This window comes from Ancylobacter mangrovi (assembly GCF_024752335.1).
Taxonomy (GTDB): domain Bacteria; phylum Pseudomonadota; class Alphaproteobacteria; order Rhizobiales; family Xanthobacteraceae; genus Ancylobacter; species Ancylobacter mangrovi.
Genome location: NZ_JANTHY010000005.1, coordinates 333,740 through 360,291, shown reverse-complemented (window position 1 = coordinate 360,291; position 26,552 = coordinate 333,740). Strand labels below are relative to the sequence as shown.

Here is a 26,552-nt window from a genome sequence, read left to right as displayed (position 1 = left end):
CCTGTCTGGTTCGTTCGCTCAGCCCTGGATGGTCTTGTAGAGCGAGATGATCTTCTGCACGTCGGCCCATCCGCTGTCGTAGGAGACGGCGCTGTAGGTCTCGATGTGGCTCATGTCGGGCATGGAGTCGCTCTGCCCCGGCCCGGGTTCGACGTCCTTGCGCATGGAGAAGCCGCCGCCGAAATTGGTCTTCGACCATTCGCGGACATAGGTCTCCTGGCCTTCCTTGCTGAGCAGCCAGTTGACGAAGACCTTCACCGCCGCCTGGTTCGGCGCGTTGTTCAGCACCGAGACGCCGCGCGCCTGCATGTCGGCGGTCGGGAACACCTTCACATTGGTGCAGCCCTTCTCCTGGTGGCAGGAATAGAGCGTCTCCTCCGAGGTGCCGATGCCGACCGCGGTGTCGCCGCGCACCACCGACATGGTGTTCTGCCGGTCGTTGTCGACATAGACCGGCTCCATGGTGCGCAGCAGCGTCTCGACGAAGTCGAAGCCCTTCTGCTTGGCGATCTGCGCCAGCATCAGCGAGCCGCCATGCGGGCGGCTCGGCACGCGGATGGAGATCATCTTCTTGAGCGAGGGGTCGAGCAGCTTGTCGAGGGTGAGCACGCCCCCGGGCACGAGGTCGGTGTTGTAGGCGCCCTGGTTGATGAGGCCCAGCGTGTGCACGAAGACAAACGGCTTCGGCGAGGTGTAGAGCATGTCCGGCAGGCGCCAGTTCGAGGCGTCCTTCACCGAGGGCAGCAGCAAATAGGGCGGCAGCTCGGCGAGGATGCCGGCGGGCGCGGCGATGCTGTTCATGTTGGTGCAGGTGCCCCACCAGGCATCGAAGGAGTAGACCTTGTTGCGCTGCTCGGTGATGACGCGGGGCGCCGCGTCGCTCGGGTGCATCACCGTGGTCTGCACGTTGATATCCGGATAGGCCTTGGCGAAGATGGCGGCGATGTCGCGATAGGCCTGCGGCGGGTCGACGATCAGGTTCAGGGACTGGCCCTTGGCGGCCTTCACCGCCGCGTCGAACGCCGCGTCTGGCTCGCCGGCGGCGCGCGAGAGCGCCGGGGCCAGCGTCGCCGCGGCGACGAGCCCGCCGGTGGTCGAAAGCAATGCACGACGCGTGATCATGGTTCTTCCCTCAGGTTCTGGTTCAGCGCGAGAGGACGAAGCGCGCACTGACGATGCGGGCGAGGACCGCGGCGGTGACGGCGATGGCGAGGATGAACAGCCCGATGATCGTCGCCGGCTCGAAATGGCCGGAATCGAGATAGGCGAGCTGCAGGATCGACAGCGGCTGCGAGGGCCCGGTGCCGAGCAGCACGACGAGGCTGACGACGGAGACGCCGGTGCCGAAGATGTTCAGTCCGGCGACGATGACCGAGGGCGCCACCAGCGGCAGAAGCACCTTGCGGAAGGTGCGCCAGCGCGAGGCGCCGCTGGTCCAGGACGCCTCCTCGAGCTCGGAGCTGAGCTGGAGCAGGGTGCCCCGGATGATCTGCGCGCCGACCGTCATGCCGCCGATCAGCACGGCGAGGATCAGCGCCCAGGTCGTGCCGTAGATCGGCCGCAGCACCGGCACCTGCAGGAACATCTGCAAGAGGCCCATGCTCATCACGATGCCGGGGATCACGGTCGGCATCCAGGTGAGGAAGTCGAGCAGCCCCCCGCCCATGTAGCGCTTGCGGGCGGTGATGTAGGCGATGGCGGAATAGACGATCATGCCGGTGAAGGCGGCGCCGAAGCCGAGCTTCAGCGTGTTGGTCAGCGAGCGGTAAAGCTCGCTCTGCGAGAACGCCTCGTGCCAGTGCTCGAGCGTCCAGGGCTGCGGCAGGTTGAAAGCGCCGAACAGCTTCATGAAGGTGCCGGTGATGATCATCGCCGTCGGCACAACGGTCATGAGCATCACCAGCAGCAGCACCAGAGCGAACAGCGGCCAGCGCCAGCGGCCGAGGTCCTGCGTGCGGCTGGAGAAGCGCCCGCCCAGCGTGCCGTAGGTGTGGCGCCCGCCATACCATTTCTGCAGAAACACGAAGGGCAGGATGGCGGTGACGAACAGGATCGAGAGCACGCTGGCGACGCCGTAGAGCGGCGGCTCCTGCTTCATCGCGCTGTAGATGATCGTGGAATAGACGTCGATCGACGCCGGCGTGCCGAGGATCAGCTCGATCTCGAAGGACTGCATGGCGCCGATCAGGCCGATCAGCGTCGTCACCACCAGAATCGGCACCATCAGCGGCACCACGATCCGGCGGATGGTCTCGATCAGGCCGCTGCCGCAGGCGCGCGCGCTCTCCTCGAGCGAGGCGTCGAGGTTGCGGAACGCCGGGATGAGCAGGAACACCTTGATCGGGATGGTCGAGGTGACGAGGTGCACCCAGATGATGCCGCCCCAGGAATAGATGTTGAACAGCGGGTAGGGCAGGAAGGAGGAGAGGTCGCGCAGCCAGATGTTGATCAGGCCGCTGCGCCCGCCCGCGAGCAGGATCCACGCCATGGTCACCGGCAGCGCCGGCATGAACATGGCGATCCAGAAGCCGACCTCCAGCCAGCCGCGCCCCGGCAGGTTGCTGCGCGCGATCAGCCAGGCGAGGCCGATCGACACCACGAGGGCGATGATCTGGCGCGCGGCGCTGAGGGTGAGCGTGTTCCACAGCGCCTCCAGCAGGCGCGGGCTGCGGAACGGCTCGATCCAGTTGTCGAAGCCGAACACGGTCTCGCGCCCGAACGTGCCGACCTCGAAGGCGGTGACGAACAGCACCACCACGGGAAACAGCGTGACGACCGCGACGGCGGCGATGAACAGCCAGTAGGCGGCGCCGAGGGTGAGGGGGCCGACCCGGGCCGGCGGCGAGACGGCGGCGAGATCGGCGGTGCTCATCGCTCAGTCCTCCGGCCAGGCGTGGAGCCGGAGCTTCGGCAGCACGAGCCGCACCGCCTGCCCTTCCTTCAGCTCGGTGTCGGAGCCGAGCATCGTCGTAACCACGGCGCCGGAGGCGAGCCGCACGCTGGCCTCGAAGGCCGAGCCGAGGAACAGCATGGCGAGGATGCGGCCGGCGACCACGTTCGGCTCGACCGTGTGCGGGCCGGCGGGGGCCGGCTCAACGCGCACATGCTCGGGCCGGATGGAGAGCAGGCAGGGCGAGCCGACCGGCGCGCCGCCCGTGTGGTCCTGCCCGTCCACCAGGCAGATATTGCCCTCGCTGAGCTCGACGGTGAGGCCCGCGTCCCGCCCCCGCGCGCGGACGCGGCCGGAAAGGCGCATGTTCTCGCCGAGGAAGTCGCGCACATTGGCCGAGGCCGGGTTGTTGTAGAGCTCGGTCGGCGGGCCGATCTGCTCGATCCGGCCGGCCCGCATCACCGCGATGCGGTCCGACAGGGCCAGCGCCTCGGACTGGTCGTGGGTGACGAACAGCACGGCGATGCCGAGCTTGCGCTGCAGCAGCTTCACCTCGGCGCGCATGTGGTTGCGCAGATGGGAATCGAGATTGCTGAACGGCTCGTCCATGAGCAGCACGCCCGAGCCGGCGGCGAGGCCGCGCGCGATCGCCACCCGCTGTTGCTGGCCGCCGGACAGGCGCGTGCCCGGCCGGTCGGCGAAGCTGGAGAGCCCGGTCATGTCGAGCAGGCGGTCGACCTCCGCCTTGATCTCCGCCGCCGGCCTGCGGCGGGCCTGCAAGGGATAGGCGACGTTCTCGAACACGCTCATATGCGGCCAGATCGCGTAGGACTGGAACACCATGCCCATGTTGCGCCGCTCCGGGGGCACGAAGATGCGCCGGGCAGGGGCGTCGACGAGCTGGCCGCCGAGCCAGACCTCGCCGTCGCTCGCCCGCTCGAGGCCGATGGCGATGCGCAGCGTCGAGGTCTTGCCGCAGCCCGAGGGGCCGAGCAGCGTCAGGATCTCGCCCGGCGCGAGGTCGAGGTCGACACCTTCCACCGCGACCGCCACGCCGCCATAGGATTTGCGCACGCCGCGCAGGCTCAGCAGCGCATCGGCCGCCGCCGGTCTCTCGCGCGGGCCCGTGCCGGCGGCGAGGTCGCGGGCGGGGGTGTCAGAGAGCGCGGTGGGCATGGCTGGCCTCCCCGGGTTCATGGCGCCGCTCAGAAGAAGGACGGCAGGGACGGGCCGAATTTCGCCCGGAGATGGTCGTCGAGCGCGGCGCTGTTGCGCACCACCTGCGGCCAGTCCTTGATGCGGTTCCACGGCTTGCACGCGACGATGACCATGCGCGAGTTCATGTTGCGGGTCTCGTCGGGATAGGCGCGCGGGTCGAGCGTGGTGCTCCAGCAGCCCTTGAGGATGTCCACGTCGTCGCGCGGGTCGCAGCGGGTGCACATGGCCCACACCACCTGGTCCATGTCCGCCGGGTCGATGTCCTCGTCGACCACCACGACCACGCGGTTGGCATAGGCGCCGGCATGGCACTGCGAGGCGATGAGGCCGGCCTGCTTGGCGTGGCCGGCATACATCTGCTTGATCGAGACGGTCAGCCACATGCGGCTGCCGCCGGCCTCGTGCGACCACACGCCCCGCACCTCCGGCACGCCGGCCGCCTCCATCTCGTGCCAGACGGCGCCGGCGCGGTAGGTGCCGCGATAGAAGGTGTCATCATTGGGCGGCACGGCGGGGATGCAGCCGGTGAGGATCGGATCGTTGCGATGCATCAGGCTGGCGACGCGGATCGCCGGCTCCTTCTTCAGGCCGCCGGCATAGTAGCCGGTCCACTCGCCGAGCGGGCCCTCGTCGACGCGGTCGCCCTCATGGATGAAGCCCTCATAGGCGATCTCCGCCTCGGCCGGGATCGGCAGGCCCGTCTTCGGGCCACGGATGACGCGGATCGGCTGGCCCATCAGACCGCCGGCGACGTCATACTCGTTCTTGCCATAGGGGATTTCGAGGCCGGCGACCGAGAACAGGCCGGGATGGACGCCCACCACCACCGCGATCGGGCAGGGCTCGCCGCGCTCGTGGTAGCGGCGCATGATGATGTCGCCATGCTTGCCCTTGGAGGCCATGACAGTGGCGAGCGCCTTGTCGTGCACCTGGCCGCGATAGGCGCCGTAATTGATCCAGCCGCTGTCGGGATCCTTCATGATCACCATGCAGCCGGTGCCGATGTAGTAGCCGCCGTCGCCCTCGTGCCAGCGCGGCGTCGGAATCTTCAGCAGGTCGATGTCGTCGCCGAACGCGACGTTCTCAAGGATCGGGCCGGTCTCGACCTCCTCGGGCGGGATCACCGGCGTATTCTTGAAGCGGTCGCGCCAGAAGCGGACCAGCTCGACCTCGCTGATGTCCTCCGGCAGGCCAAGGGTGAGGGCGATGCGCTTCACCGAGACGAACAGGTTGGCCAGCACGCGGAAGCCCGGCTGATAGCCCGGCACCTGGTCGAACAGCAGCGCCGGGCCGCCGATCTTGCGCTGGTAGATGTCGACGATGCCGCCGATCTCACGCTCGTGGTCGGCGCCCATGATGGAGAGGAGCTCACCGGCGGCCTCCATCTCCTCGATCCAGGAGCGCAGGTCCTGGTTGCGGGTGGTCGCCTGAAGCATGAACCGTACCTCCGGGCAGCCTTCTTGCGCGGCTGCCATCTGCGTGGATGTACGAAAAATGGAACACCCTCTGCGGCCCGCGTCAATGGGTGTCTTTGTTCAAAAAATAACCATCTCGTCATTGGCGGACAAACATCAGCGTTTACTTCGCATTTTGCCCGTTTCCGAGGCAGCGGCCCGGCGCCGGACGGGCATGACTGCGACCGGCCGAGTGCCGCGGAGTGCGGCGCAGGGGCGGGTCGCGACGTCGCCCGAGCTGGATTTTTGCTGTCGGCGAGATGGGTCTCCCGTCAACTTCGGGAAATGTGGCCAATTTCGGTGAGTTGTGCCAATATTTAAACAATTAATTGACCTGGAGCAAAAATTGCTTCCACTCTGGGGCCGGCTTCGGCGGGAGCCGAAGGACAGAAACGGACCAGACGGGGACCAGCCATGCACAGACATTTCACGGTGGCGGCGCTCGCCGCCTCCCTGCTCGCGCTCCATATGCCGGCGGCGCGCGCGGTCGAGCCGGCGCCGGCGAAGGAGATCGGTGTCATCATCGGCTACGGCGTCGGCGGGGGATATGACGCCTATGCGCGCCTGCTGTCGCGGCACATGGGTAAGCACCTGCCGGGCGAGCCGGTCTTCCTGCCGCAGAACATGCCGGGCGCGGGAAGCCTGAAGGCGGCCAACTACATCTTCAGCGTGGCGCCGAGGGACGGCTCGGTGATGGGCACCTTCGCGCAGCAGGCGGCGGTGGCGCCGCTGCTGGGCGACGCCGGCTACGACTCGCGCAAGTTCAGCTGGATCGGCTCGATCTCCGGTGAGACCACGGTCTGCCTGACCTCCACCAAGTCGCCGATTGCCACCTGGGACGACATGCTGACCAAGGACCACGTGTTCGGCGGTGAAGGCCGCGGCTCCGACGTCGACACGATGGCGATCGCGCTGCAGAAACTGTTCGGCACCAAGACCAAGCTGGTCACCGGCTATCCGGGCACGAGCGAGATGTTCCTCGCGGTCGAGCGCGGCGAGATCGACGGCCTGTGCGGCGTGTCGCTGAGCTCGGTGCGCAGCCGCTTCAGCCAGCTCCTCGACGAGGGCAAGATCCGCATCATCCTGCAGGCTGGGCTGGAGAAAGACCCCTCCATCGACGTGCCGAACGTGATGGACTTCGCCAAGACCGACGAGCAGAAGCGCCTGCTCGCCTTCATCCTCGGGCCGAACGTCATGGGCCGTCCCTATGCCGCCCCTCCGGGCGTGCCGCCCGAGACGCTGGCGCTGCTGCGCAAGGCGTTCGACGAGACCGTGAAGGACCCGGAGTTCCTGGCCGATGCCGCCAAGCAGAAGCTCGACGTGCGCCCCATCACCGGCCAGCGCATCGAGCAACTTCTCGACCAGCTCTACACCACGCCCAAGGCGCTGCTCGACGAAGTGGCGGAAATCTCCGGCGCCGCGAAATAGCCGCCGAGCCTCCTTCAGACGAAAGAAAGGGCCGCGACATTGCCGTCGCGGCCCTTTCCTTTGCTCGCCTCACCGATCACTCGACGATGACGCTGCGGGCCTTGGCGACCTCGTCCTTGGGCAGCGCGTAGAGGCCGCGGATCAGATCCTCCACTTCCGCGCCGCTCACCGGGTCGACCTCGAGGCCGGCCTTCTCGGCATCGGCGAGGAATGCGGGGTCCTTCATCGTCTCGTCGAACGCCTTGCGCAGCGCCTCGAGCCGGTCCTTGGGAATGCCGGGAGGGGCGGCATAGGGGCGGCCGATCACCTGCCGGGCGAGGACGAGGCGCAGCACCTCGCGCTGCTTCTCCGTGGTGGTGATCGCCATCACGTTCGGCACGTCCGGCAGGTCCTTGATCTCGCGCAGCGAGAGCTGAAGGATGACGTGCAGCTTGTTGTTCTTGAGCTCGTCCGCCTTGGTGGCCTTGAGCACCGCCCAGGACCAGCCGCACCGTCCGTCGACCTCGCTGCGCTCGATCGCCATGGTCATCTCGTTGGTGCCGGGATAGCCGGTGATGAGGCGCATCTTCACGTCGAACAGGTTCTTCAGCATGGTCGCGAAGATGTCGGGATCGGAGCCCGAGCCTTCGCCGGCGACGGTGAACTCGGTGGTCTTCGCCTGGTCCCAACTCGTGACCTTCGAATTGGCCCCGGTCACGCAGACGCTCGCTTCGTCGGAGATGCTGCCGAGCCAGGAGAAGGCGGAGGCGTCGAAATGGGTAGCGCTGCCGCCGATCAGCGGTTCCATCGGCAGGCCGCGCGCGAAGGTGCCGATCACGGTGCCGTCCTTGGGCGCGACGTTGAACAGGTAGTTCGCCGCCTTCAGGCTGCCGGCGCCGGGCATGTTCTCCGGCACCACGGTCGGGTTGCCGGGGATGTGCTTGCCGAGATGGGCCGCGAGCAGGCGCGTATAGGTGTCGTAGCCGCCACCGACGCTGTAGCCGATGATCGCCCGTATCTGCTTGCCCTTGTAGAACTCCTCGACCGTCTCGGCCTTGAGGTGGGTGGTCGCGAGCGCCAGACACGACGCGACACCCAGGAGAGCCGTCACATATTTCCGCATGCGCTTGAGTTCCCTTCTGGTTTGAACAGGGCAGGCAACCTGGCGCCGCTGCGACGCCGGCATGCCTCGTTGGACGAGCCTGCCGGCCTCAATCCGAACGCAGCGCCGGGATCAAGTCAACCAAAATTAGGACAAGTACGAATTTTGGAAATTATCGGCGGAGCTAGCGCGGAAACTGGATTGTGGCTTGAGTGCGGACGAGGCGGGCCCGGCTGGAGGCGAAGGAGCGGACGATAGGGGCGGAATCCACCTCACCTTTGCCGGCACAAGGGTTCGCGGGTGCGCTGCGGGAGCGGCTTAAGCGATGTTGGTCGGATGAGTAGTGCCATATTTGGTATTAGTGTTGATTTTTGCACGCAGACTCGGTTTCATGGCTGCTGGATCGTGCCGACAAGGCTGGCGCGGCCGCCAGGGACCGCCCCGCATCCGACAGGACCTTCATGAGCCACGATTATCCCGTTCCGCCGCGCGCCGAAGATCGTGACATCCTCGGCCATGCGGTCGACCGCCTCGAGGATCGTCCCCTGGTGATGGGCCGTGGCGCCTATGCGGGCGATATCTCCTTCCCGAACCAGCTCCACATGCGGATCGTGCGCTCGGCCTACGCGCACGGGCACCTGCGCGGCATCGACCTGTCCGCCGCGCGCGCGCTGCCCGGCGTGGTTGCGATCTGGACCCAGGCCGACATCGCCGACCTGCCACCGATCGACTTCCGCGACCCCTCCGCCGCCGTGCTGAAGCCCTATCGCCAATATGTGCTGGCGAAAGACAAGGTGCGCTATGTCGGCGACCCGGTCGCCGCCGTGTTCGCGACCGATCCCTATGTGGCCGAGGATGCCGCCGAGATGATCCTCGCCGACATCGAGCCGCTGCCGCCGGTGCTCGACCCGAGCGCGGCACCGAGCGAATTCTCGGCCGGCCACGACACCGAGCCGACCGTCATCCGCCATTCCTATGGCGACATCGACGCCGCCTTCGCCGCTGCCGACCACATCGTCGAGCTGGACCTGATGGTCGGCCGGCATTCCGGCGTGCCGATGGAGACGCGCGGCGCGATCGGGCGCTATGACGCCGCGCGCGACATTCTCGAGCTGCACGGCGCGGCCAAGGTGCCGCACCGCAACCGCGACACGCTGGTGCGCATGCTCGGCCGGCCGCCGGATTCGATCCACCTGTTCGAGGGCCATGTCGGCGGCGGCTTCGGCATTCGCGGCGAGCTCTACCCCGAGGACGTGCTGGTGCTGCTCGCCGCCCAGCGCCTGCGCCGTCCCGTCAAGTGGATCGAGGACCGGCGCGAGCACCTGATGGCCGCCAACCACTCGCGCAACCAGCACCACCTGGTGCGGGCCGCGGTGTCGAAGGACGGCCGGCTGCTGGGGCTCGACAACGAGTTCTTCCACGACCAGGGCGCCTATGTGCGCACCCATGGCGCCCGCGTGGTGGCGCGCACCATGAGCATGCTTACCGGGCCCTATCTCATCGGCGCCTATCGCTCGGTCGGCCATTTCCGCCTGACCAACAAGACGCCGGCGGCGACCTATCGCGCGCCGGGCCGCTATGAGGGCACCTTCGTGCGCGAGCGGATGATGGACGCCATCGCCGCGAAGCTCGGCATGGACCGGGTGGAGCTGCGCCGGCGCAACATCATCCCGGGCGAGATGATGCCGCACACCATCCATTTCGATCAGCCCGGCGTCGAGGAACTGGCGCTCGATTCGGGCGACTATCCCGCGCTGTTCGAGAAGGGGCTGGCCGCCTTCGACTGGGAGGGGCGCCGGCGCGAGGTCGAGAGGCGCCGTGCCGCCGGCGAATGCGTCGGCCTCGGCGTCGGCGTGTTCGTCGAGGAGAGCGGGCGCGGCCCGTCGGACGGCGCGCGCATCACCGTCGACACCGCGGGCCGGGTCGAGGTGTTGACCGGCGGCGCCTCGGTCGGGCAGGGCTTCGAGACCGTGATGGCGCAGATCTGCGCCGAGGCGATCGGCGTCGACTACAAGATGATCCGCGTCATCCACGGCCAGACCAACCGCATCGCCCACGGCATCGGCGCCCACGCCGCGCGGGCCAGCGTGCTCACCGGCAACGCGGTGCACGTCGCCTCGATGAACCTGCGCGAACGCGCGCTGATGTTCGCCTCCGAGCTGCTGCAGACGCCGGCCGACCAGCTATCCCTGAAGGGCGGCGCGGTGGTGCGGCTGAGCGCGCCGGACGAGCCGGTGATGACACTGGCCGAGCTCGCCGGCAAGCTGGCGCCCGGCGCGCCGCTGCTGGACGGCCGTTCGCCCGGGCTCACCGCCGAGGGCTGGTTCAACACCGACCACACCGTCTTTCCCTATGGCGCCCATTTCGCCCAGGTCCGCGTCGATCGCGAGACCTGCCAGGTGACGGTGGAGCAGTTCCTCATCGCCTATGACGTCGGCCGCTCGCTCAATCCGCGGCTGGTGCGCGGGCAACTCGTCGGCGCCTGCATGCAGGGGCTGGGCGGCGCGCTGCTGGAGGAGTTCACCTATAACGAGACCGGCGATCCGCTGGCGATCACCTTCGCCGACTATCTGATGCCGACCGCCAGCGAAACGCCGCCGATCGAATGCCTCATCACCGAGGAGGCGCCGAGCCCGCGCAACCCGCTCGGCATCAAAGGGGCGGGCGAGGGGGGCATCAATGCCGTCGGCGCCGTCATCGCCGGCGCCATCGACGATGCGCTCGGCATGCCCGGGACCGTGACCCAGCTTCCAGTGACGCCGCAGCGGCTGCATCTGGCGCTGTCGCGCCTCGCCGAACGCAAGCCCGACGCGGCGTGAGCGCGCGCCGCCTTTCGTCTCCACCGGAGCCGTGCCCGTGCTGAGCCGCACCTCGCTGATGTTCGTCGGATTTGCGGTCGTGGCGGCCTTCGCCAACTGGTGGAAGGGTGGCATGCCCCTCGCTTTGCAGAGCGCGGGCTTTGCCGCCGAGGAAGCGCTTCAGGTGGCGCCGGAGCTGGTGTTCGGCCTGCTGATCGCCGCCTTCAGCAGCATACTGGTATCGCGCGAGCGCGTGGCCCGATGGCTCGGCGCCGAAGCCGGGCTGCGCGGGCTCGTCATCGCCACCCTGGTCGGCGCCCTCATGCCGGGCGGGCCGTTCGCCTCCTTCCCGCTGGTCTTCGCCCTCTACCAGGCGGGAGCGGATGTCGGGGCGCTCACCGCCTTCCTCGTCGCCTGGGCCGCCATCGGCGTCAACCGGCTGCTGGTGTGGGAGATCCCGTTCATGGGCGTCGAGTTCGGGCTGCTGCGCCTCGTCAGCAGCCTTCCGCTGCCGATCCTCGCCGGGCTGGGCGCGCAGTTCCTCGCCTCGCGGCTGGAGTTCTTCCGCATGCGCCGCGAGGAGGAGGCGGAGTGAATATCGGCCTCATCATCATGGCGTGCCTCGCGACGGGCACCTTCATCGCCGTTCTGGTCCGCCAGCCAGGGCGGCTGAAGGGCGCGCTGGCGCAGGTCGGCCGGCAGGGCGGAAGCCTCGCCGTGCGCATCCCGATGGCGCTCTACGTCGCCTCCAGCATCGAGCACTTCGTTCCGACCGAGGCTATCGGCCCGGTGATCGGCGAGGGCAGCGGCTGGAAGGGCATCCTCCTCGCCTCCGCCTTCGGCGCCTTCGTGCCCGGCGGGCCGATGGTGACCTTCCCGCTCGCGCTGACGGTCTGGCAGATGGGGGCAGGGCGGCCGCAGATCATCGCGTTCCTGGCGTCGTGGTCGATCTTCGCGGTGCATCGCATCCTGTCCTACGAACTGCCGCTCATGGGCTCGCGCTTCGTACTCACGCGCCTGTCCGCCTCGTGGTACCTGCCCCCGCTCGCCGGCGCGCTGGCCTGGATGCTGATCGCCCTCTTTGGACTCTGGACCGGCTAGCTAGGTGGCCGCCCCGGCCGCCGCGATCACCGTGCCGACGGCATCGGCAAGCGCGCCCTCGGGCGTGGCGTTCGACAGCGCCAGCACCTCGGCTACCGCGTCCATCGCGGAAGAGGCCGGCCCGCCGGCCCCAGGCCGCGCCTGCGCCCACCGCTCAAGCAGGGCGAGCTGGATCTGCTCGGCCTTGAGCTCGGCCTGCTGAACGAGGCGGCGCAGTTCTTCCTTGGTCGCGTCCGGGCAGTCGGTGCGCCCCGGCTTGAGGCGGCGGCGGATCGCGCGCAGCGGCAGCACCGTGTCCTGCCGCCACACCCCGAGGTCGTCCCGCGCCGCTTCCAGCAGGGCGCGGTCGACTGGCAGGCCCAGCACGCGGCTGGCATAGAGCGCGAAGATCAGCTCGACTACGTCGACCCCGGCCTCGTCCTGCAGCCGCAGGCAGGCGGCGGAAGCGCCCGGCGCGGCGTAGAAGGCGAGCGCATAGCGCCAAAGGCGGCCATCGAGGACGAGGGGAGCAGCATCGGTCACGGGCATCTCCGGGGTGAGGCGATTCCAGGGTGAGGGCGATCCGGTCGGCGGCGACCATAGCGGGAGAGCCCCCGCGATGCCACGCGCAGGCCCGCTCTTACCCGTCATCACTTTCGGCGCTAGGTTTAGCCTCAAGACATAAAACAAAATTATCCCCGCCGGGGAGTCGAGGAGGAAACGCTGCCATGATGACGCTTCGTCATATGGAGGTCTTTCATGCCATAATGGTAACGGGTTCCGTCACGGGGGCGGCGCGGCTGCTCAACGTGACCCAGCCCGCCATCAGCGCCGTGCTCAAGCATGCGGAAAGCCGGCTCAACATGAAGCTGTTCCTGCGGTGCGGCGGGCGGCTGCAGCCGACCGAGGAGGCGCACGCCATCTTTCCCGACGTCGCCGCGATCTTCGGCCGGGTCCATGCGGTAGGCCGCCTGGCGCAGGACCTTGTGGGCGGCCGGCTCGGCACGCTGTCGGTGGCGGCGGCGTTTCCGATCGCTAATGGCTATCTCGCCAAGGCGATGGCCTCGTTCCTGGTGGAGCGCCCGCATGTGCGCTGCACGCTGCAGTCGCTCACCTCGCCGCAGGTGCTCGACCGGGTGATCAACCGCGAGGTCGAGATGGGGCTGGCCCATGAGCCGATCGTCAGCAGCGCCGTCGACACGCAGGAGCTGATGAGCTGGAGCCTCGCCTGCGTCATGCCCGACGACCACCCGCTGGTCGAGCGCGACGAGATCAACGTCGCCGAACTCGAGCCCTATCCGATCATCACCTACCAGCCGCAGATCGTGTTCCGCCCCTTCGTCGACCGCGCCTTCAGCCAGGCCGGGATCGCCCCGGTCATCGCCATCCAGGTCAGCATCGCGCTGACCGGCATCATGTTGGCGCGGTTCGGGGCGGGGGTCGCCATCGTCGATCCCCAGCTCGTCGATTCCATGGGTATCCCGGGAGTGGTCGTGCGTAAGCTGCGCCCGCGGATCGAGGCCAAGACGCTGATCATCCAGCCCAAGGACGCGCCGCGCTCGATCATCGTCAACGACTTCGTCGACCATTTGCGAAAAGTTATACGCGACGGCGAGATATAGAAGATCTGTTTATGGCGGGCGGCCCTTTTTTTATTCGACACCATCGGGGGCATCGCCTTTGATGCCCGTCCAGCGAGGTAGCCTCGACCCATCCTGCCACGGAGAAGCGTTCGAAAACGACGGGACGGCACCCGCAAAATCAAAAGAGATAAAGCCTGGAGGAAAAGCCCATGAGGTACCTGCGCAGCGCGATCGCGGCGGCGGCCGCCTTGTTATTTTCGGCGGCAGCGCATGCAGAGTTTCCAGACAAGCCCGTGACGCTGATCGTCCCCTTCGCGGCCGGCGGTTCGAATGACATCCTCGCGCGCCATCTGGGCGACGGGCTGAGCAAGATCTGGGGCCAGCCGGTCGTCGTCAACAACATGCCGGGAGCCGGCGCGGCCATCGGCTCGGCGCATGTGTCGAAGGCGGCGCCGGACGGCTACACGCTGCTGATCGCCTCCGTCACCTTCACCATGAACCCGGCCGTACAGCCGAACCTGCCCTTCGACCCGCGCAAGGACTTCCAGCCGGTCGCGATGCTCGGGCAGGTGCCGCTCGTGCTCGTGGTCGGCAAGGCGCTCGAGGCCAAGACGGTGCAGGAGCTGGTGGCGACGGCGAAGAAGCAGGAGCTCAACTATGCCGATTCCGGCCTTGGCACCGTCAACCAGTTCGGCGCCGAGCTGTTCGCCCAGAGCGCCGGCATCACCCTGACGCCGGTCCACTACAAGGGCGGCTCCGAGGCGATGACCGCGGTGATCGGCGGCCATTCCGACATGTTCATGAGCAGCATGACGCAGGCGTTGCCGCTGATCCGGGGCGGCCAGCTTCGCGGCCTCGTCGTCACGGGCAAGGAGCGCGCCACGGTGGTTCCCGACATCCCCACCACCGACGAGGCCGGCATTCCCGGCGTCGACGTGCAGCAATGGTGGGGCATCATGGCGCCCGCCGGCACGCCGATGGACGTCGTGGAGAAGCTCAACGCCGACATCAACAAGGTGATGTCGACCGAGGCGACCAAGGAGTTCCTCGCCCGCGACGCCGGCCGCCCGACGCCGATGTCGGTCCAGGAATTCTCCGACCTGATCTCCGCCCAGCTCAAGAAGTGGCCGGAAGTGGCCGACAAGGCGGGCATCAAGATCGAGTAGTCCTTAGCCGGCAGCGGGGCCGCGGCGCGCCGCTGCCGGATCGATCCTCGGTATCCCACGGGAATGAGCAATCGCATGAAGACCGTCAACCACAGGGATGTCGGGGCGGGCCTGCTTTACGTCGTGCTCGGACTGGCGTTCACGATCGGGGCCTCGGGCTATCGCATGGGGACGGCCGCGCGCATGGGCCCCGGCTATTTCCCGTTCTGGCTGGGGGTGATCCTCACGGTCATCGGCGCGGTCGTCATCTTCAACGCCGTCCGCTCCCGCGTCGCCGCCGAGCCGATGGAACGCTGGTCGATGCGCGGGCTCTTCACCGTGCTCGCCTGCGTGGTCGCCTTCGGCTTCCTGCTTCCCCATGCCGGACTGATCGTCTCCGTGCTGTTCCTCGTCATCGGGGTGAGCTTCGCGGGGCCCGACTTCTCCTGGCGCGTGGCGCTGGCGACGGCCGCCGTGCTGCTCGCGCTCACGCTGGCGCTGTTCGTGTGGCTGCTGGATCTGCAGTTCACGATCTGGCCGCCCTTCGCGACCTTCTAGGAACCCGCCATGGAACTGCTCGACCATCTGGCTCTGGGCTTCTCGACCGCTCTGAGCTTCAACAACCTGTTCTATGCGTTCCTGGGATCGGTGCTCGGCACCCTGATCGGCGTGCTTCCGGGCCTCGGCCCGCTGGCGACGATCTCGATGCTGCTGCCCTTCACCTTCGGCCTCGACCCGCTCGAGGCGCTGATCATGCTGGCCGGCATCTATTACGGGGCGGCCTATGGCGGCTCCACCACCGCCATTCTGGTGAACCTGCCGGGCGAAACCTCGTCTGTGGTGACGGTGATCGACGGCCACCAGATGGCGCGGCAGGGGCGGGCGGGGGTGGCGCTCGCCACCGCGGCGCTCGGCTCGTTCTTCGCCGGCTGCGTCGGCACCTTCATCCTCGCCGCCTTCGCCGCGCCGCTGACGCAGCTCGCCTTCAGCTTCGGCCCGGCCGAGTATTTCTCGCTGATGGCGATGGGCCTCGTCGGCGCCGTGTCGCTCGCATCGGGGCCGCTGATCAAGTCGATCGGCATGATCGTGCTCGGCCTGCTGCTGGGGCTGGTCGGCACCGACGTCGCCTCCGGCGCGATGCGCTACACCTTCGGGCTGCCGCAGCTCTGGGACGGCATCGACTTCGTCGTCATCGCGGTCGGCATCTTCGCCTTCGGCGAGGTTATCACCTCGCTGGAACGCAAGGAGATACGCGACGCGCTCAGCAGTCCGATCACCCGGCTCTGGCCGAGCTGGCAGGACTTCAAGGACATGGCCCCCGCCGTGCTGCGCGGCAGCGCCATCGGCTCGCTGGTCGGCGTCCTGCCCGGGGCGGGTCTCTCGCTCGCCTCCTTCTTCGCCTACAGCCTGGAGAAGAAGACCTCGCGCACGCCCGAGCGCTTCGGCAAGGGCGCGATCCAGGGCGTCGCCGGGCCGGAGGCGGCCAACAACGCGGCCGCACAGACCGCCTTCATTCCCACGCTCACGCTCGGCATTCCCGGCAGCGCGACCATGGCGCTGATGCTCGGCGCGATGATCGTGCACAACATCCAGCCCGGCCCGCAGGTGATGACGACCAATCCGACGCTGTTCTGGGGGCTGATCGCGTCGATGTGGATCGGCAACCTGATGCTGGTCATCCTCAACCTGCCGCTGGTCGGCATCTGGGTGAAGCTGCTCAGCGTGCCGTTCCGGGTGCTTTTCCCGGCGATCATCCTGTTCTGCTGCATCGGCGTCTATTCGGTGCAGAACTCGATCTTCGACATCTATCTCGCCGCCGGCTTCGGGCTGTTCGGCTATGTGCTGCACAAGCTCCACTGCGAGCCGGCGCCGCTCATGCTCGGCTTCGTCCTCGGCCCGATGATCGAGGAGAATTTCCGGCGCGCGCTGGTTCTCTCCAAGGGCGACTTCTCGGTCTTCGTGACCCGGCCGATCTCCGCCGTGCTGCTGGCGATCACCGCCATATTGCTGATCATGGTGGCGATCCCGGCCATCCGCAGCCGGCGACAGGAGGCGTTCGAGGAATGAGCGGGCGCGGGGCAGGGGCCGTCGTCGGGCCAATCCCCACCGTCGGAGCGGAGCGTCGGCGCGGCCATGGCTGAGAGCGTGCGCGTCTCCCGCCCGGGCACGGGCGTCGCCCGGGTCACGCTGGCGCGGCCGGAGCGGCACAACGCCTTCGACGCGGAGATGATCGAGCGCCTGACGCGCGTGCTCGCCGAGCTCGATGCCGACGACGGCGTGAGCGTCGTCGTTCTGGACGGGGAGGGCCGAAGCTTCTGCGCCGGCGCCGATCTCGGCTGGATGCGCGAGGCGGCGACGCGCGACCGCGCCGGCAACATTGCCGACGCGCAGGCGCTCGCCCGGCTGATGGCGACGCTGGACGGCCTGCGCAAGACCAGCCTCGCTCTCGTCCATGGCGCGGCCTATGGCGGCGGCTTCGGGCTGGTGGCCTGCTGCGACATCGCCATCGCCGCCGAGGAGGCGCGCTTCGGCCTCACAGAGGCGCGTCTGGGGCTGATACCGGCGGTCATAAGCCCCTATGTCATCGACGCGATCGGCAGCCGGCAGGCACGCCGCCTGTTCCAGACCGCCGAGACCTTCTCCGCCGCCGAAGCGGCGCGCATCGGCCTCGTCCACGAGGTCGTCGCCGGCGAGAGGCTCGCATCGCGCGGCGAGGAGATCGTCGCGCTTCTGACCGCGGCGGCACCCGGCGCCCGCGCGCAGGCGAAGCGGCTGGTCGCGGCGGTGAAGGACCATCCGCGCGACGAGGCCCTTCTCGCCCTGACGGCCGAATGGATCGCCACCATCCGCGAAGGGCCGGAGGCGGCCGAGGGTATTGCCGCCTTCTTCGAGCGGCGGCCGGCCAGTTGGCGCCGGGAGGGCTAAGCGTGGCGGACAGCGTGCGCATCGTCGAGGTCGGCCCGCGCGACGGGCTGCAGAACGAGGCCGCGCATCTGGCGGTGCAGGACCGGGTGGCGTTCATCGAAAAGCTGCTCGACGCCGGGCTCGCTACCGTCGAGGCGGGCAGCTTCGTGTCGCCCCGGTGGGTGCCGCAGATGCAGGGCACCGACGAGGTGCTGCGTCGGCTCGCGGGGGTCGGCGCGCGCCTGCCGGTGCTGGTGCCGAACCTGACGGGACTGGAGGCGGCCATCGCCGCCGGCGCGCGCGAGGTCGCGGTCTTCGTCGCGGCGTCGGAAGCGTTCTCGCTCCGCAACCTCAACTGTTCGATCAACGACTCGCTGGAGCGCTACGCCTCGGTGATCGAGCGGGCGCTCGAAGCGGGGCTCGCCGTGCGCGGCTATATCTCCTGCGTGCTCGGCTGCCCCTATGAAGGGCGCGTGCCGTCCGCCGCGGTGGTGCGCCTGGCCGCCCGCCTGCACCGGCAGGGCTGCTACGAAATCTCGCTTGGCGACACGATCGGCGTTGGCACGCCGATGCAGGCACGCACACTGGTGCGCGAGGTCGCCGGCGAGGTGCCCGTCGGGGCGCTGGCGGTCCATTTCCATGACACTTACGGCCAGGCGCTGGCGAACATCTACGGCGCGCTGCAGGAGGGCGTGTCGGTGGTTGACGCTTCCGCTGGCGGTCTCGGCGGCTGCCCCTATGCCCGCGGCGCCAGCGGCAATGTCGCGACCGAGGCCGTGGTCTATATGTTGGACGGCATGGGCGTGCGCACCGGCGTCGCGCTTCCCAAGCTGATCGAAGCGGTGCGCTTCGTCCATGCCCGGCTCGGCCGCGAGCCGGCCTCCGCCGTCTATCGGGCGATGACGGCCCGCGCGGATGCGACGCCGACGAGCGGCGGCTAGAGCGGCGCTACCCTTATTCTCCTTATCGAGTGCGTTCACACCGCCGCCTGCCAGCGAGGCGGCGGCGGGAACTGGCGCCTGGCGGCGCCTCCCCATAAGCGTGGTTGATGTTCCCCTGCGACATACTGATTGGACCGTTATCACCTTCAGTCTCATCTTTGCGCCCACCGAACGAAGTGACGGCGCAGCGTTTCATGGCAAATCTTGTCGTTGGGATCATTGATCCTTTCCATCCCAAGATCCTGGAGATGATTGCTTCCGGCATTCCTGACGACTGGTCGCTGAGTATTGCCGCCGATCAGAGCGCGGAAGAGAAGGCGAGGGCGCTCGGCAGGGCCGACATCGCCTTCGTCATGGCCGCGCCCATGCCCGCGTCGCTGCTGCGCGAAGCGCCGAAGCTGCGCTTCATCCAGAAGCTCGGCGCCGGCGTCGACCGTATCGATCTCGACTTCTGCGCCGCGCACGACATCACCGTGGCGCGGCTGCAGGCGGGCAATTCGATCCCCGTCGCCGAGCACACGCTGCTGCTCATGCTCGCCGCCTGCCGGCGCCTGCCCTATCTCGACCGCCAGACCCGCGCCGGCGGCTGGGACAAGGAGGCAGCGCGCGGCAACAGCCGGCAGATCCACGGCAGGACCGTGGGCATCGTCGGCTTCGGCGCCATCGGCAAGGCGGTCGCTCGGCTGCTCTCCGGCTTCGGGGCGGAACTGCTCTATTACGACCCGCTGCGCGCCGACCTCGGTGTCGAGCGCGAACTGGGCGTCGCCTATGCCTCGCTGGACGAAATCACGGCTCGCGCGGACATCCTCTCGCTGCACCTGCCGCTGACCAGGGACACGGCGAAGCTGTTCGACGCGGCCCGCATCGCCAGTCTGAAGCCGGGCGCGATCCTCATCAATTGCGCGCGGGGCGGGCTGGTCGACGAGAAGGCGCTCCACGAGGCGCTGGTCGAAGGGCGGGTCTACGCCGCCGGGCTCGACGCCTTCGAGGCCGAGCCGCCGGTCGGCAACCCGCTGCTCACGCTCGACCAGACGGTGGTGACGCCGCACGTCGCGGGAGGGACGGTCGACAATTTCGCGCCCGTCCTCGCCCGGGCGATCGGCAATGCCCGCCGGTTCCTGCACGGCCAGAACCTGCCGGAAGAGGACCTCGTTCCCCTGCCGCCCCGGACGGCCGCCTGAGCCCGCTGCGGGACGCCATCAACTCACGCGGCAGGAGGTAAGCATGACCATCCACCCCTTCATGATCGCCAATGGCTGGCGCACCGGCGCGGGCGAGGCCTTCTCCTCCATCGATCCGAGCACCGGCCGGGAGGTCGCGCGCATCGGCGGCGCGGGCGCGGCGGATGTCGACGACGCGGTCGCCGCCGCCCGGGTGGCGCTCGCCGATCCCGCCTGGAGTGGGCTGAAGTGCCACGAGCGCGCGGCCTATCTCTTCCGCATCGCCGAACTGATGGGCGGGCGCCTCGACGAGCTCGCCCGGGTGCAGATGGAGGACAACGGCAAGACCTTCGCCGAGTGCCGCAGCCAGGCCGCGAGCGCGGCGGCGACGTTCCGCTATTACGGCGCCGTCTGCGAGACCTTCGAGAGCGAGGTGAACACCCAGCGCGGCCCGAGCGTGACCATGACGGTCTACGAGCCGGTCGGCGTGGTGGCGGCGATCACGCCGTGGAACTCGCCGCTGACGCTGGAGGCGCAGAAGCTCGCGCCCATCCTCGCCGCCGGCAACACCGTGGTGCTGAAGCCTTCCGAAGTGACGCCGCGCGTCGCGCTCGAATATGCGCGGCTGGCGATCGAGGCCGGGCTGCCGGCCGGCGTGGTCAACGTCGTGACGGGTGCCGCCGATGTCGGCCGGGCGCTGGTCGACCACCCGGACATCGACATGGTGAGCTTCACCGGCGGCACCGCGTCCGGCCGGGCGATCGCAAAGGCCTGCGGCGCGCGGCTGCGGCCGGTGGTGCTGGAGCTCGGCGGCAAGTCGCCTCACGTCGTCTTCGCCGATGCCGATCTCGAGCGGGCGCGCACCACCGTCGCCTCCGGCATCTTCTCCGGCGGCGGGCAGTCCTGCGTCGCCGGCTCGCGCATCTTCGTCGAGGCGTCGATCCACGACGCCTTCCTCGAGGCCATCTGCGCCAGCACGCAGGCCTATCGCATGGGCCCGCCGGAGGATGCGGCCGCCACGCTCGGGCCGATGGTGAGCTTCCAGCACCGCGACCATGTCGCCCGCGCCGTCGAGGCCGCGCGCGCCGAGGGCGGCAAGGTCCTGACCGGCGGGGCGATCCCGACCGAAGGCGCTCTCGGCGCCGGCGCCTACTACCCCGCCACGGTGATCGCCGGCCTCGACAACGAGGCGCGCGTCGCCCAGCAGGAGATCTTCGGCCCGGTCGCGGTCGTCCTCCCGTTCCGGGACGAGGCGGATCTGGTGGCGCAGGCCAACGACACCGAGTTCGGCCTCGCCGCCGGCATCTGGACCCGGGACTTCGCCAAGGCGTGGCGGGTCGCTCGGGCGATCCGCGCCGGCACGGTGTGGATCAACACCTACAAGGAAACCTCCATCTCGACCCCCTTCGGCGGCTTCAAGCAGAGCGGCCTCGGCCGCGAGAAGGGGCGGACCGGGATGCGCACCTACATGGAGCCCAAGGGCCTCTACTGGCACGTGGGATGACCTCGAACGCCGCGTGACCGGCCCTCGCCCGGCCGGACGTCCGCAATCAGAACAGCCGCGTAAGCGCGGCATCGAATGGGAGAACTGACGCATGGCGACAACGGTGGAAGTGATGGCCGATGCCTTCAAGGAGGCAGGAACGCCGTTTCTCGTCGGCCATCCCGGAGGTGAATCGGTCGAGCTGATGGAGGCCGCGCGCCAGCGCGACATGCGCTTCATCCTGATGAAGCAGGAGACCGCCGGCGCCATGCTGGCCTCCACCTGGGGCGAGATCACCGGCTCGCCGGGCGTGTGCCTGTCCACCCGCGGCCCGGGCGCGGCCAACATGGTCAACGGCGTCGCCTATGCCGCGCTCGACCGCGCGCCGCTGATCGTGCTGACCGATCGCTATTCGCAGCCGGCGCAGGAGGTGGGGCTGCGCCAGCGCATCGACCAGCTCGCGCTCTACGCGCCGCTGGTGAAATGGGGCACGACGGTCGACGCCCGCACCATCCGCCAGCAGTTGCGCCGGGCCATCCGCACCGCGACGGCGCCCGCGCCGGGGCCGGTGCAGTTCGACATCCCGCAGAGCGAGACCATGAAGGACGCGACCGAACTGGTCGCCGAGCCGCCGCTCTCGCCCAACCTGCTCAGCCCGGAGCCCGACACCAAGGCGCTCCAGCCGTTGATGGACCGCATCGGCGCGGCAAGGAAGCCTGTGCTGCTCGCCGGCCTCGGCGTGTTCTGGGACAAGGCGTCGGCAGAGCTGGTGCGCCTCGCCGAGGCGCTGGGCGCGCCGGTGCTCGTCACCTCGAAGTGCAAGGGCGCGATACCCGAGGACCATCCGCTACGCGCGGGCTGCATCATCGGCGGCCTGATCGAGCGCCAGCTCGTCATGGAGTCGGACCTCATCATCGCGGTCGGGCTGGACGCGGTCGAGCTGCAGCCCAAGGCCTGGCCCTACACGATCCCGGTCGTGGCGCTGTCCTCGACGCCCTCGCTCGACGCGCTGGTGCCGGCGCAGATCGAGGTGCTCGGCAATCTGAAGACGCTGCTGGGCAAGGTCGCGGCGCTGTCGAGCGGCGGCAACTGGGGCGAGAAGGCTGCCTCCATCTTCCGTACTGACGTCGCCAACGCGCTGAACACGCCGAGCACCGGCCTGTCGCCGCAGCGCACGGTGGAGCTGGCGCGCGCCGTGCTGCCGCGCGAGACCGTCGCCACCTGCGACGCCGGCGCGAGCCGCCTCTTGGTGGTGCAGAAATGGCAGTCCTACGGGCCGCGCGAATTCCTCACCTCCAACGGCCTCGGCTCGATGGGATACGCCGTGCCCGGCGCGCTCGGCGCGCGGCTCGCCTACCCCGACCGTCCGGTGGTGGCGTTCACCGGCGACGGCGGCTTCCTGATGGCGGTCGCGGACCTCCAGACCTCGGTGCGCGAGAACCTTCCCATCATCGTCATCGTGTTCGACGACCGGGAGATCGGTCTGATCCGGGTCAAGCAGGAGATCAAGGGCATCCCCCGGCACGGCGTCGGCATCGGCGGCTGCGACTGGGAGAAAATCGCGCAGGGCTTCGGGGCCGACGGCACCACGGTCGACACCGAGAACGGCCTGCAGGACGCGATCGGCGCCGCGCTGCGCTCCGGCCGGACGACGGTGATCGGCGTGCGGATCGACGGCTCCGGCTATGTCGACCAGTTCAACGCCCTGCGCGAGCTCTGATCCCGCCGGCCGCGCGACGGAAGACGAGCCTTGCCCGATGCCGGCCGCGGATCGCCGTGGCCGGCATCGCCTTCAGGCCGGAGGGGCGGGAGGACAATCGACGATGGACTTCAATCTGACTGACGAGCAGCGGGCGATCGTGCAGACGATCCGCGAGGTGACGCAGGCCGAGTTCAAGCCGCGCGCGCAGCGCTACATGGACGGCACCTTTCCCTGGGAGAACATCCACCGGCTGGCCGAGCTCGGCGTGCTCGGCATGGCGGTGCCGGAGGAATATGGCGGCATGGGTCTGCCGGTGCTCGACACCGCGCTGGTGCTCGAGGAGATCGCCAAGGGTTGCTACGTCACGGCGATGGCGGTGCTGGGCGAGGTGGGCACCCAGACCCGCATCATCGCCACCTACGCGCCCGAGCATTTCAAGCAGCGCCTGCTGCCGGCCGTGTGCAGCGGCGACGCGATCCTCGCCATCTGCATGACCGAGCCGCATGCGGGCACGGACGTGGCGAACTACCGGACCAATGTCACCATCTCCGGCGACCGCGTGGTGCTGCGCGGCGTGAAGACGCTGATCAGCCGCGTCGACGAGGCGGCCGCCTTCGTCGTGTTCTCGCGCATAGACGGGCGGCCCGGGCGCGAGGGGATCGGCTGCGTGCTGATCGAGCGCGGCACGCCGGGGCTGGAGGTGACCGCGCGCTACCACACCATGGGCGGCGAGAACCTCGCCGAGGTGCAGTTCAACGATTGCGAGCTGCCACTGGAGAACGTCGTCATCCGCGAGGACGGGTTCCGCAGGCTGCTCTCGGCCTTCAACACCCAGCGCTGCCTCAATCCCAGCATCTCGCTCGGCCTCGCCGAAGGCGCGTTCGAGGAATCGGTGAAGTATCTGCGTTCACGCAGCGCCTTCGGCAAGCCGATCGGCGATTTCCAGGGCATGCGCTGGAAGCTGGCGGAGATGTACCGGGACATCGAGGTCGGGCGCGGCATGCTCTACCGGGCCTGCGCCTCCGCCGACCCGTTCCCCGATCCCTACATGGCCGCGCTCGCCAAGATGTACTGCAACGAGATGTCGAACCGGGTCACCAGCGAGGCGATCCAGATCCATGGCGGCTACGGCTTCACTGATGAATATCCGGTCTCGCGCCTCTATCGGGGCGCGCGCTACGGCACGCTCGGCGGGGGCACGACGGAGACGCTGAAGGACCTTGTCGGCAAGAAGATCATCGCCGATTTCGACGAGGTCCACGGCTTCGCGGCGCTGGGGACGTTCTGATGGCGGACGCGTCCTCGCCCGCGGAGGCCTCGGCACAGGCCGCTGCCCCGGCCTATCCGCTGGCCGGCGTCACGGTGCTCGACCTGTCGCACATCTATGCCGGCCCCTACGCCACCTTCCTGATGGCGATGGCGGGGGCGGAGGTCATCAAGATCGAGCCGCCGGGCACGGGCGAGCATTTGCGGGTGCGCGCCGGCATCGGCGGTGCCGCGCTGCCCTTCGCCATGCTCAACGGCAACAAGAAGTCGCTCAGCCTCGACCTGAAGTCCGACCGGGGGCGGGAGCTGCTGTTGCGCATGGCGCGCGGGGCCGATGTGCTGGTGGAGAACTTCGCGCCCGGCGTCACCGAGCGCCTCGGCCTCGGCCCGGCCGAGCTGCGGGCGGTCAATCCCCGCCTGATCTACGCGTCGAGCACCGGCTATGGCCGGTCCGGCCCGTATCGCGACTATCCGGCGATGGACATCACCGTGCAGGCGATGTCGGGGATCATGAGCATCACCGGCTTCCCGGACAGCCCGCCGGTGAAGTCCGGGCCGGCGCTGTGCGATTTCTTCGCCGGCATCCACCTCTATGCCGGCATCGCCACCGCGCTGTACGAGCGCGAGCGCACCGGCAAAGGGCGCCTGGTGGAGGTGTCGATGCAGGAGGCGGTCTACGCCTCGCTGAGCTCCAATCTCGCGCTATATCACGGCAATGGCGGCAAGGCGCCGACGCGGACCGGCAATCGCCATGGCGGTCTCGCGGAATCACCCTACAACGTCTATCCCGCCAAGGATGGATTTATCGCCATTATCTGCAACAACAACAGGCACTTCCATGCGCTTTTGAAAGCGATGGATTGCGAGGAGCTGCGCGACGACCCGCGCTTCGCCGACCTGAAGTCGCGCGTCGCCCATATGGAGGAGATCGACCGGCTGGTCGGCGACTGGACCCGTGAGCGGACGAAGGGCGAGCTGGTGACGCTGTTCCTCGCCCACCGCGTGCCGCACGCGCCGGTGCGCGGGCTCGACGAGGTGGTGAACGATCCGCACATGCACGCGCGCGGCAGCCTGCAACGGATCGACCATCCCCAGTTCGGGCGCATCGTGGTGCAGAACAGCCCGATCCGCTTCGAGGACGTGCCGCCCATGCCGCTGGTTCCCAGCAGCCGGCTCGGCGAGCAGAACGAGGCCGTCCTCGTCGACCGCTTCGGGCTCGATCCGGACGAGGTCGAGGCCCTGCGGCGCGACGGCGTCATCTGAGAGGCGCGCCGCCGCGCCGGAACGCTCACTCCTCGAACGGCGTCTCTTGCACCTCGAGCGGCGCGAGCCCGACCGCGGCGGCCTCGGCCTGGATGCGCGCCAGATCGGTGGCGCTGTATGGCACGCCGTGTGCCAGGCGCTCGGCTTCGAGCCGGCCCTCGAGCTCTCCCGGCATCAGGATCTCGTCGAACCCTTCCGCGAGCGGCGCCCCGTGCACGGTGCGCACCAGCTCGTCCATGCGGGCGCGGAACGCCTCCTCGGTGACGAACAGCCCCGGCCGGATCGCGAGGAAGAAATGGCCGACATTCTGCGGCCGCTCGAAATCCTCGAACTGGTTGGCGACGGCGCCGGCGAAGGCGGCGCCCGAGAACACTCCGCCGAGAATGTCCATCAGCATCGAGATCGCCGAGCCCTTTGGCCCGCCGATCGGCAGCACGACGCCGCCGTCCAGCGCGGCGTTGGGATCTGTGGTCGGCCGGCCCTCCTTGTCGAGCGCATAGCCGAGCGGGATCTCCTGCCCGTGGCGGGCGGCCTTGCGGATCTTGCCGCGCGCGGCGACCGCCGGCGACATGTCGAGCACATAGGGGATTTCGCTGCCGCCCGGCGCGCCCGCCGCGAACGGGCTGGTGCCGAACAGCGCCGCACGCCCGCCCCAGGGCGGCATGGCGCGCGAGGCGTTGGTGGCGACGAGCGCGATGTAGCCGGCCTCCACCGCCTGCAGCACGTAGTTGGCGGCCATGCCGAAATGCGTGCTGTTGCGGGCCGCGACCAGCCCGATGCCGAACTCGCGCGCCATGCCGATGGCGCCGTCCATCGCGAAGGTCGAGGTGACGAAGCCGAAGGCGTTCTGCCCGTCCAGCGCGGCAGCGACCGGCGTCGCCTTCTCGAGCGCGAGCGCCGGCCGCGGGTTGATGAGGCCGGAGCGCACCCGCTTGAGATAGTGCGAGAGATATTGCAGCCCGTGCGTGTCGACCCCGCGCAGGTCCGCCCGCACCAGGCAGCGGGCGACGATGGCGGCGTCGGCCTCGGGAAGGCCGTTGGCCGCGACCACGCGGGTAGCGAAGGCCTCAGCGTCCCGCGCCCGGGCATACATCCTGGCCGAGGTCGAGCCGGCGTCCGGCGGCGAGTGCAACATGGGAGTCTCCGTTGGCGCGGG

General features: G+C 68.8%; 22 protein-coding genes. 15 read left to right on the top strand and 7 right to left on the bottom strand.

Annotated elements, in window-relative coordinates; all coding sequences use genetic code 11:
- Window positions 1-18 precede the first annotated feature (18 nt).
- The 4 genes from NVS83_RS15080 to NVS83_RS15065 are packed head-to-tail and all read right to left on the bottom strand — an operon-like array spanning window position 19 to window position 5,544.
- Window positions 19-1,122, bottom strand: coding sequence for an ABC transporter substrate-binding protein (locus tag NVS83_RS15080; RefSeq protein WP_258740048.1), 1,104 nt, complete (start codon window positions 1,120-1,122; stop codon window positions 19-21).
- A 22-nt stretch (window positions 1,123-1,144) separates the two neighbouring features.
- Entirely contained in the window at window positions 1,145-2,872 is a 1,728-nt protein-coding gene (locus NVS83_RS15075; protein ID WP_258740047.1) for an ABC transporter permease, read from the bottom strand.
- A gap of 3 nt (window positions 2,873-2,875) precedes the next feature.
- A complete protein-coding gene (locus tag NVS83_RS15070; RefSeq protein ID WP_258740046.1) occupies window positions 2,876-4,066 on the bottom strand; it encodes an ABC transporter ATP-binding protein in 1,191 nt (396 codons plus the stop codon).
- Between the two features lie 29 nt (window positions 4,067-4,095).
- The gene (locus NVS83_RS15065) at window positions 4,096-5,544 is read right to left on the bottom strand and encodes a UbiD family decarboxylase (RefSeq protein ID WP_258740045.1); all 1,449 of its coding nucleotides are present in this window, start codon (window positions 5,542-5,544) and stop codon (window positions 4,096-4,098) included.
- Between the two features lie 432 nt (window positions 5,545-5,976).
- On the opposite strand from NVS83_RS15065, the gene NVS83_RS15060 reads away from it, so the two are divergent.
- Window positions 5,977-6,990, top strand: a complete 1,014-nt coding sequence (locus NVS83_RS15060) for a Bug family tripartite tricarboxylate transporter substrate binding protein (RefSeq protein ID WP_258740044.1) — start codon at window positions 5,977-5,979, stop codon at window positions 6,988-6,990.
- Between the two features lie 76 nt (window positions 6,991-7,066).
- Here the strand turns inward: NVS83_RS15060 and NVS83_RS15055 are convergent, their stop codons facing one another.
- Window positions 7,067-8,080 carry a Bug family tripartite tricarboxylate transporter substrate binding protein gene (locus tag NVS83_RS15055; protein ID WP_258733714.1) on the bottom strand — a complete coding sequence of 338 codons (1,014 nt, stop codon included), beginning with the start codon at window positions 8,078-8,080 and terminating at the stop codon, window positions 7,067-7,069.
- Between the two features lie 452 nt (window positions 8,081-8,532).
- On the opposite strand from NVS83_RS15055, the gene NVS83_RS15050 reads away from it, so the two are divergent.
- Genes NVS83_RS15050 through NVS83_RS15040 form a run of 3 tightly spaced genes read left to right on the top strand, consistent with a single transcriptional unit; the run spans window position 8,533 to window position 11,970 of the window.
- Complete coding sequence (locus NVS83_RS15050; protein ID WP_258740043.1) at window positions 8,533-10,890, top strand: xanthine dehydrogenase family protein molybdopterin-binding subunit; 2,358 nt, start codon at window positions 8,533-8,535, stop codon at window positions 10,888-10,890.
- A 37-nt stretch (window positions 10,891-10,927) separates the two neighbouring features.
- A complete protein-coding gene (locus NVS83_RS15045; RefSeq protein ID WP_258740042.1) occupies window positions 10,928-11,464 on the top strand; it encodes a permease in 537 nt (178 codons plus the stop codon).
- Entirely contained in the window at window positions 11,461-11,970 is a 510-nt protein-coding gene (locus NVS83_RS15040; RefSeq protein WP_258740041.1) for a hypothetical protein, read from the top strand. The genes NVS83_RS15045 and NVS83_RS15040 overlap by 4 nt, the downstream gene beginning before the upstream one ends.
- Here the strand turns inward: NVS83_RS15040 and NVS83_RS15035 are convergent, their stop codons facing one another.
- Complete coding sequence (locus NVS83_RS15035; RefSeq protein WP_258740040.1) at window positions 11,971-12,492, bottom strand: TIGR02444 family protein; 522 nt, start codon at window positions 12,490-12,492, stop codon at window positions 11,971-11,973. It abuts the gene before it with no gap.
- A 185-nt stretch (window positions 12,493-12,677) separates the two neighbouring features.
- Between NVS83_RS15035 and NVS83_RS15030 the strand changes: the two genes are divergently transcribed.
- From NVS83_RS15030 to NVS83_RS14980, 11 genes are all read left to right on the top strand, one after another.
- Complete coding sequence (locus NVS83_RS15030; RefSeq protein ID WP_258740039.1) at window positions 12,678-13,571, top strand: LysR family transcriptional regulator; 894 nt, start codon at window positions 12,678-12,680, stop codon at window positions 13,569-13,571.
- 254 nt (window positions 13,572-13,825) lie between these two features.
- Window positions 13,826-14,698 carry a Bug family tripartite tricarboxylate transporter substrate binding protein gene (locus tag NVS83_RS15025; protein ID WP_258740038.1) on the top strand — a complete coding sequence of 291 codons (873 nt, stop codon included), beginning with the start codon at window positions 13,826-13,828 and terminating at the stop codon, window positions 14,696-14,698.
- Between the two features lie 75 nt (window positions 14,699-14,773).
- Complete coding sequence (locus NVS83_RS15020) at window positions 14,774-15,235, top strand: tripartite tricarboxylate transporter TctB family protein (protein ID WP_258740037.1); 462 nt, start codon at window positions 14,774-14,776, stop codon at window positions 15,233-15,235.
- Window positions 15,236-15,244: 9 nt separating this feature from the next.
- Complete coding sequence (locus NVS83_RS15015; RefSeq protein WP_258733706.1) at window positions 15,245-16,744, top strand: tripartite tricarboxylate transporter permease; 1,500 nt, start codon at window positions 15,245-15,247, stop codon at window positions 16,742-16,744.
- Window positions 16,745-16,810: 66 nt separating this feature from the next.
- Window positions 16,811-17,602 (top strand): enoyl-CoA hydratase-related protein, encoded by a 792-nt coding sequence (locus NVS83_RS15010; RefSeq protein WP_258740036.1) that lies wholly within the window; start codon window positions 16,811-16,813, stop codon window positions 17,600-17,602.
- 2 nt (window positions 17,603-17,604) lie between these two features.
- Entirely contained in the window at window positions 17,605-18,522 is a 918-nt protein-coding gene (locus NVS83_RS15005; RefSeq protein WP_258740035.1) for a hydroxymethylglutaryl-CoA lyase, read from the top strand.
- 194 nt (window positions 18,523-18,716) lie between these two features.
- Complete coding sequence (locus tag NVS83_RS15000) at window positions 18,717-19,703, top strand: 2-hydroxyacid dehydrogenase (RefSeq protein ID WP_258740034.1); 987 nt, start codon at window positions 18,717-18,719, stop codon at window positions 19,701-19,703.
- 43 nt (window positions 19,704-19,746) lie between these two features.
- Entirely contained in the window at window positions 19,747-21,186 is a 1,440-nt protein-coding gene (locus tag NVS83_RS14995; protein ID WP_258740033.1) for an aldehyde dehydrogenase family protein, read from the top strand.
- Between the two features lie 91 nt (window positions 21,187-21,277).
- Complete coding sequence (locus tag NVS83_RS14990; protein ID WP_258740032.1) at window positions 21,278-22,885, top strand: thiamine pyrophosphate-binding protein; 1,608 nt, start codon at window positions 21,278-21,280, stop codon at window positions 22,883-22,885.
- Window positions 22,886-22,988: 103 nt separating this feature from the next.
- A complete protein-coding gene (locus tag NVS83_RS14985; protein WP_258740031.1) occupies window positions 22,989-24,155 on the top strand; it encodes an acyl-CoA dehydrogenase family protein in 1,167 nt (388 codons plus the stop codon).
- Complete coding sequence (locus NVS83_RS14980) at window positions 24,155-25,396, top strand: CaiB/BaiF CoA transferase family protein (RefSeq protein WP_258740030.1); 1,242 nt, start codon at window positions 24,155-24,157, stop codon at window positions 25,394-25,396. Before NVS83_RS14985 ends, NVS83_RS14980 begins: the two co-directional genes overlap by 1 nt.
- A gap of 25 nt (window positions 25,397-25,421) precedes the next feature.
- Here NVS83_RS14980 and NVS83_RS14975 read toward each other — a convergent pair whose 3' ends face one another.
- Complete coding sequence (locus tag NVS83_RS14975) at window positions 25,422-26,531, bottom strand: Ldh family oxidoreductase (protein ID WP_258740029.1); 1,110 nt, start codon at window positions 26,529-26,531, stop codon at window positions 25,422-25,424.
- Between the last annotated feature and the right edge of the window lie 21 nt (window positions 26,532-26,552).

Excerpts from the sequence above, each read along its gene's own strand:
- NVS83_RS15010 (WP_258740036.1), top strand. The coding sequence starts at position 16,811 with ATGGCTGAGAGCGTGCGCGTCTCCCGCCCGGGCACGGGCGTCGCCCGG.
- NVS83_RS15030 (WP_258740039.1), top strand. The coding sequence starts at position 12,678 with ATGATGACGCTTCGTCATATGGAGGTCTTTCATGCCATAATGGTAACG.
- NVS83_RS14985 (WP_258740031.1), top strand. The coding sequence starts at position 22,989 with ATGGACTTCAATCTGACTGACGAGCAGCGGGCGATCGTGCAGACGATC.
- NVS83_RS14995 (WP_258740033.1), top strand. The coding sequence starts at position 19,747 with ATGACCATCCACCCCTTCATGATCGCCAATGGCTGGCGCACCGGCGCG.
- NVS83_RS15020 (WP_258740037.1), top strand. The coding sequence starts at position 14,774 with ATGAAGACCGTCAACCACAGGGATGTCGGGGCGGGCCTGCTTTACGTC.
- NVS83_RS15000 (WP_258740034.1), top strand. The coding sequence starts at position 18,717 with ATGGCAAATCTTGTCGTTGGGATCATTGATCCTTTCCATCCCAAGATC.
- NVS83_RS15075 (WP_258740047.1), bottom strand. The coding sequence starts at position 2,872 with ATGAGCACCGCCGATCTCGCCGCCGTCTCGCCGCCGGCCCGGGTCGGC.
- NVS83_RS14990 (WP_258740032.1), top strand. The coding sequence starts at position 21,278 with ATGGCGACAACGGTGGAAGTGATGGCCGATGCCTTCAAGGAGGCAGGA.
- NVS83_RS15070 (WP_258740046.1), bottom strand. The coding sequence starts at position 4,066 with ATGCCCACCGCGCTCTCTGACACCCCCGCCCGCGACCTCGCCGCCGGC.
- NVS83_RS14980 (WP_258740030.1), top strand. The coding sequence starts at position 24,155 with ATGGCGGACGCGTCCTCGCCCGCGGAGGCCTCGGCACAGGCCGCTGCC.
- NVS83_RS15050 (WP_258740043.1), top strand. The coding sequence starts at position 8,533 with ATGAGCCACGATTATCCCGTTCCGCCGCGCGCCGAAGATCGTGACATC.
- NVS83_RS14975 (WP_258740029.1), bottom strand. The coding sequence starts at position 26,531 with ATGTTGCACTCGCCGCCGGACGCCGGCTCGACCTCGGCCAGGATGTAT.
- NVS83_RS15080 (WP_258740048.1), bottom strand. The coding sequence starts at position 1,122 with ATGATCACGCGTCGTGCATTGCTTTCGACCACCGGCGGGCTCGTCGCC.
- NVS83_RS15015 (WP_258733706.1), top strand. The coding sequence starts at position 15,245 with ATGGAACTGCTCGACCATCTGGCTCTGGGCTTCTCGACCGCTCTGAGC.
- NVS83_RS15060 (WP_258740044.1), top strand. The coding sequence starts at position 5,977 with ATGCACAGACATTTCACGGTGGCGGCGCTCGCCGCCTCCCTGCTCGCG.
- NVS83_RS15065 (WP_258740045.1), bottom strand. The coding sequence starts at position 5,544 with ATGCTTCAGGCGACCACCCGCAACCAGGACCTGCGCTCCTGGATCGAG.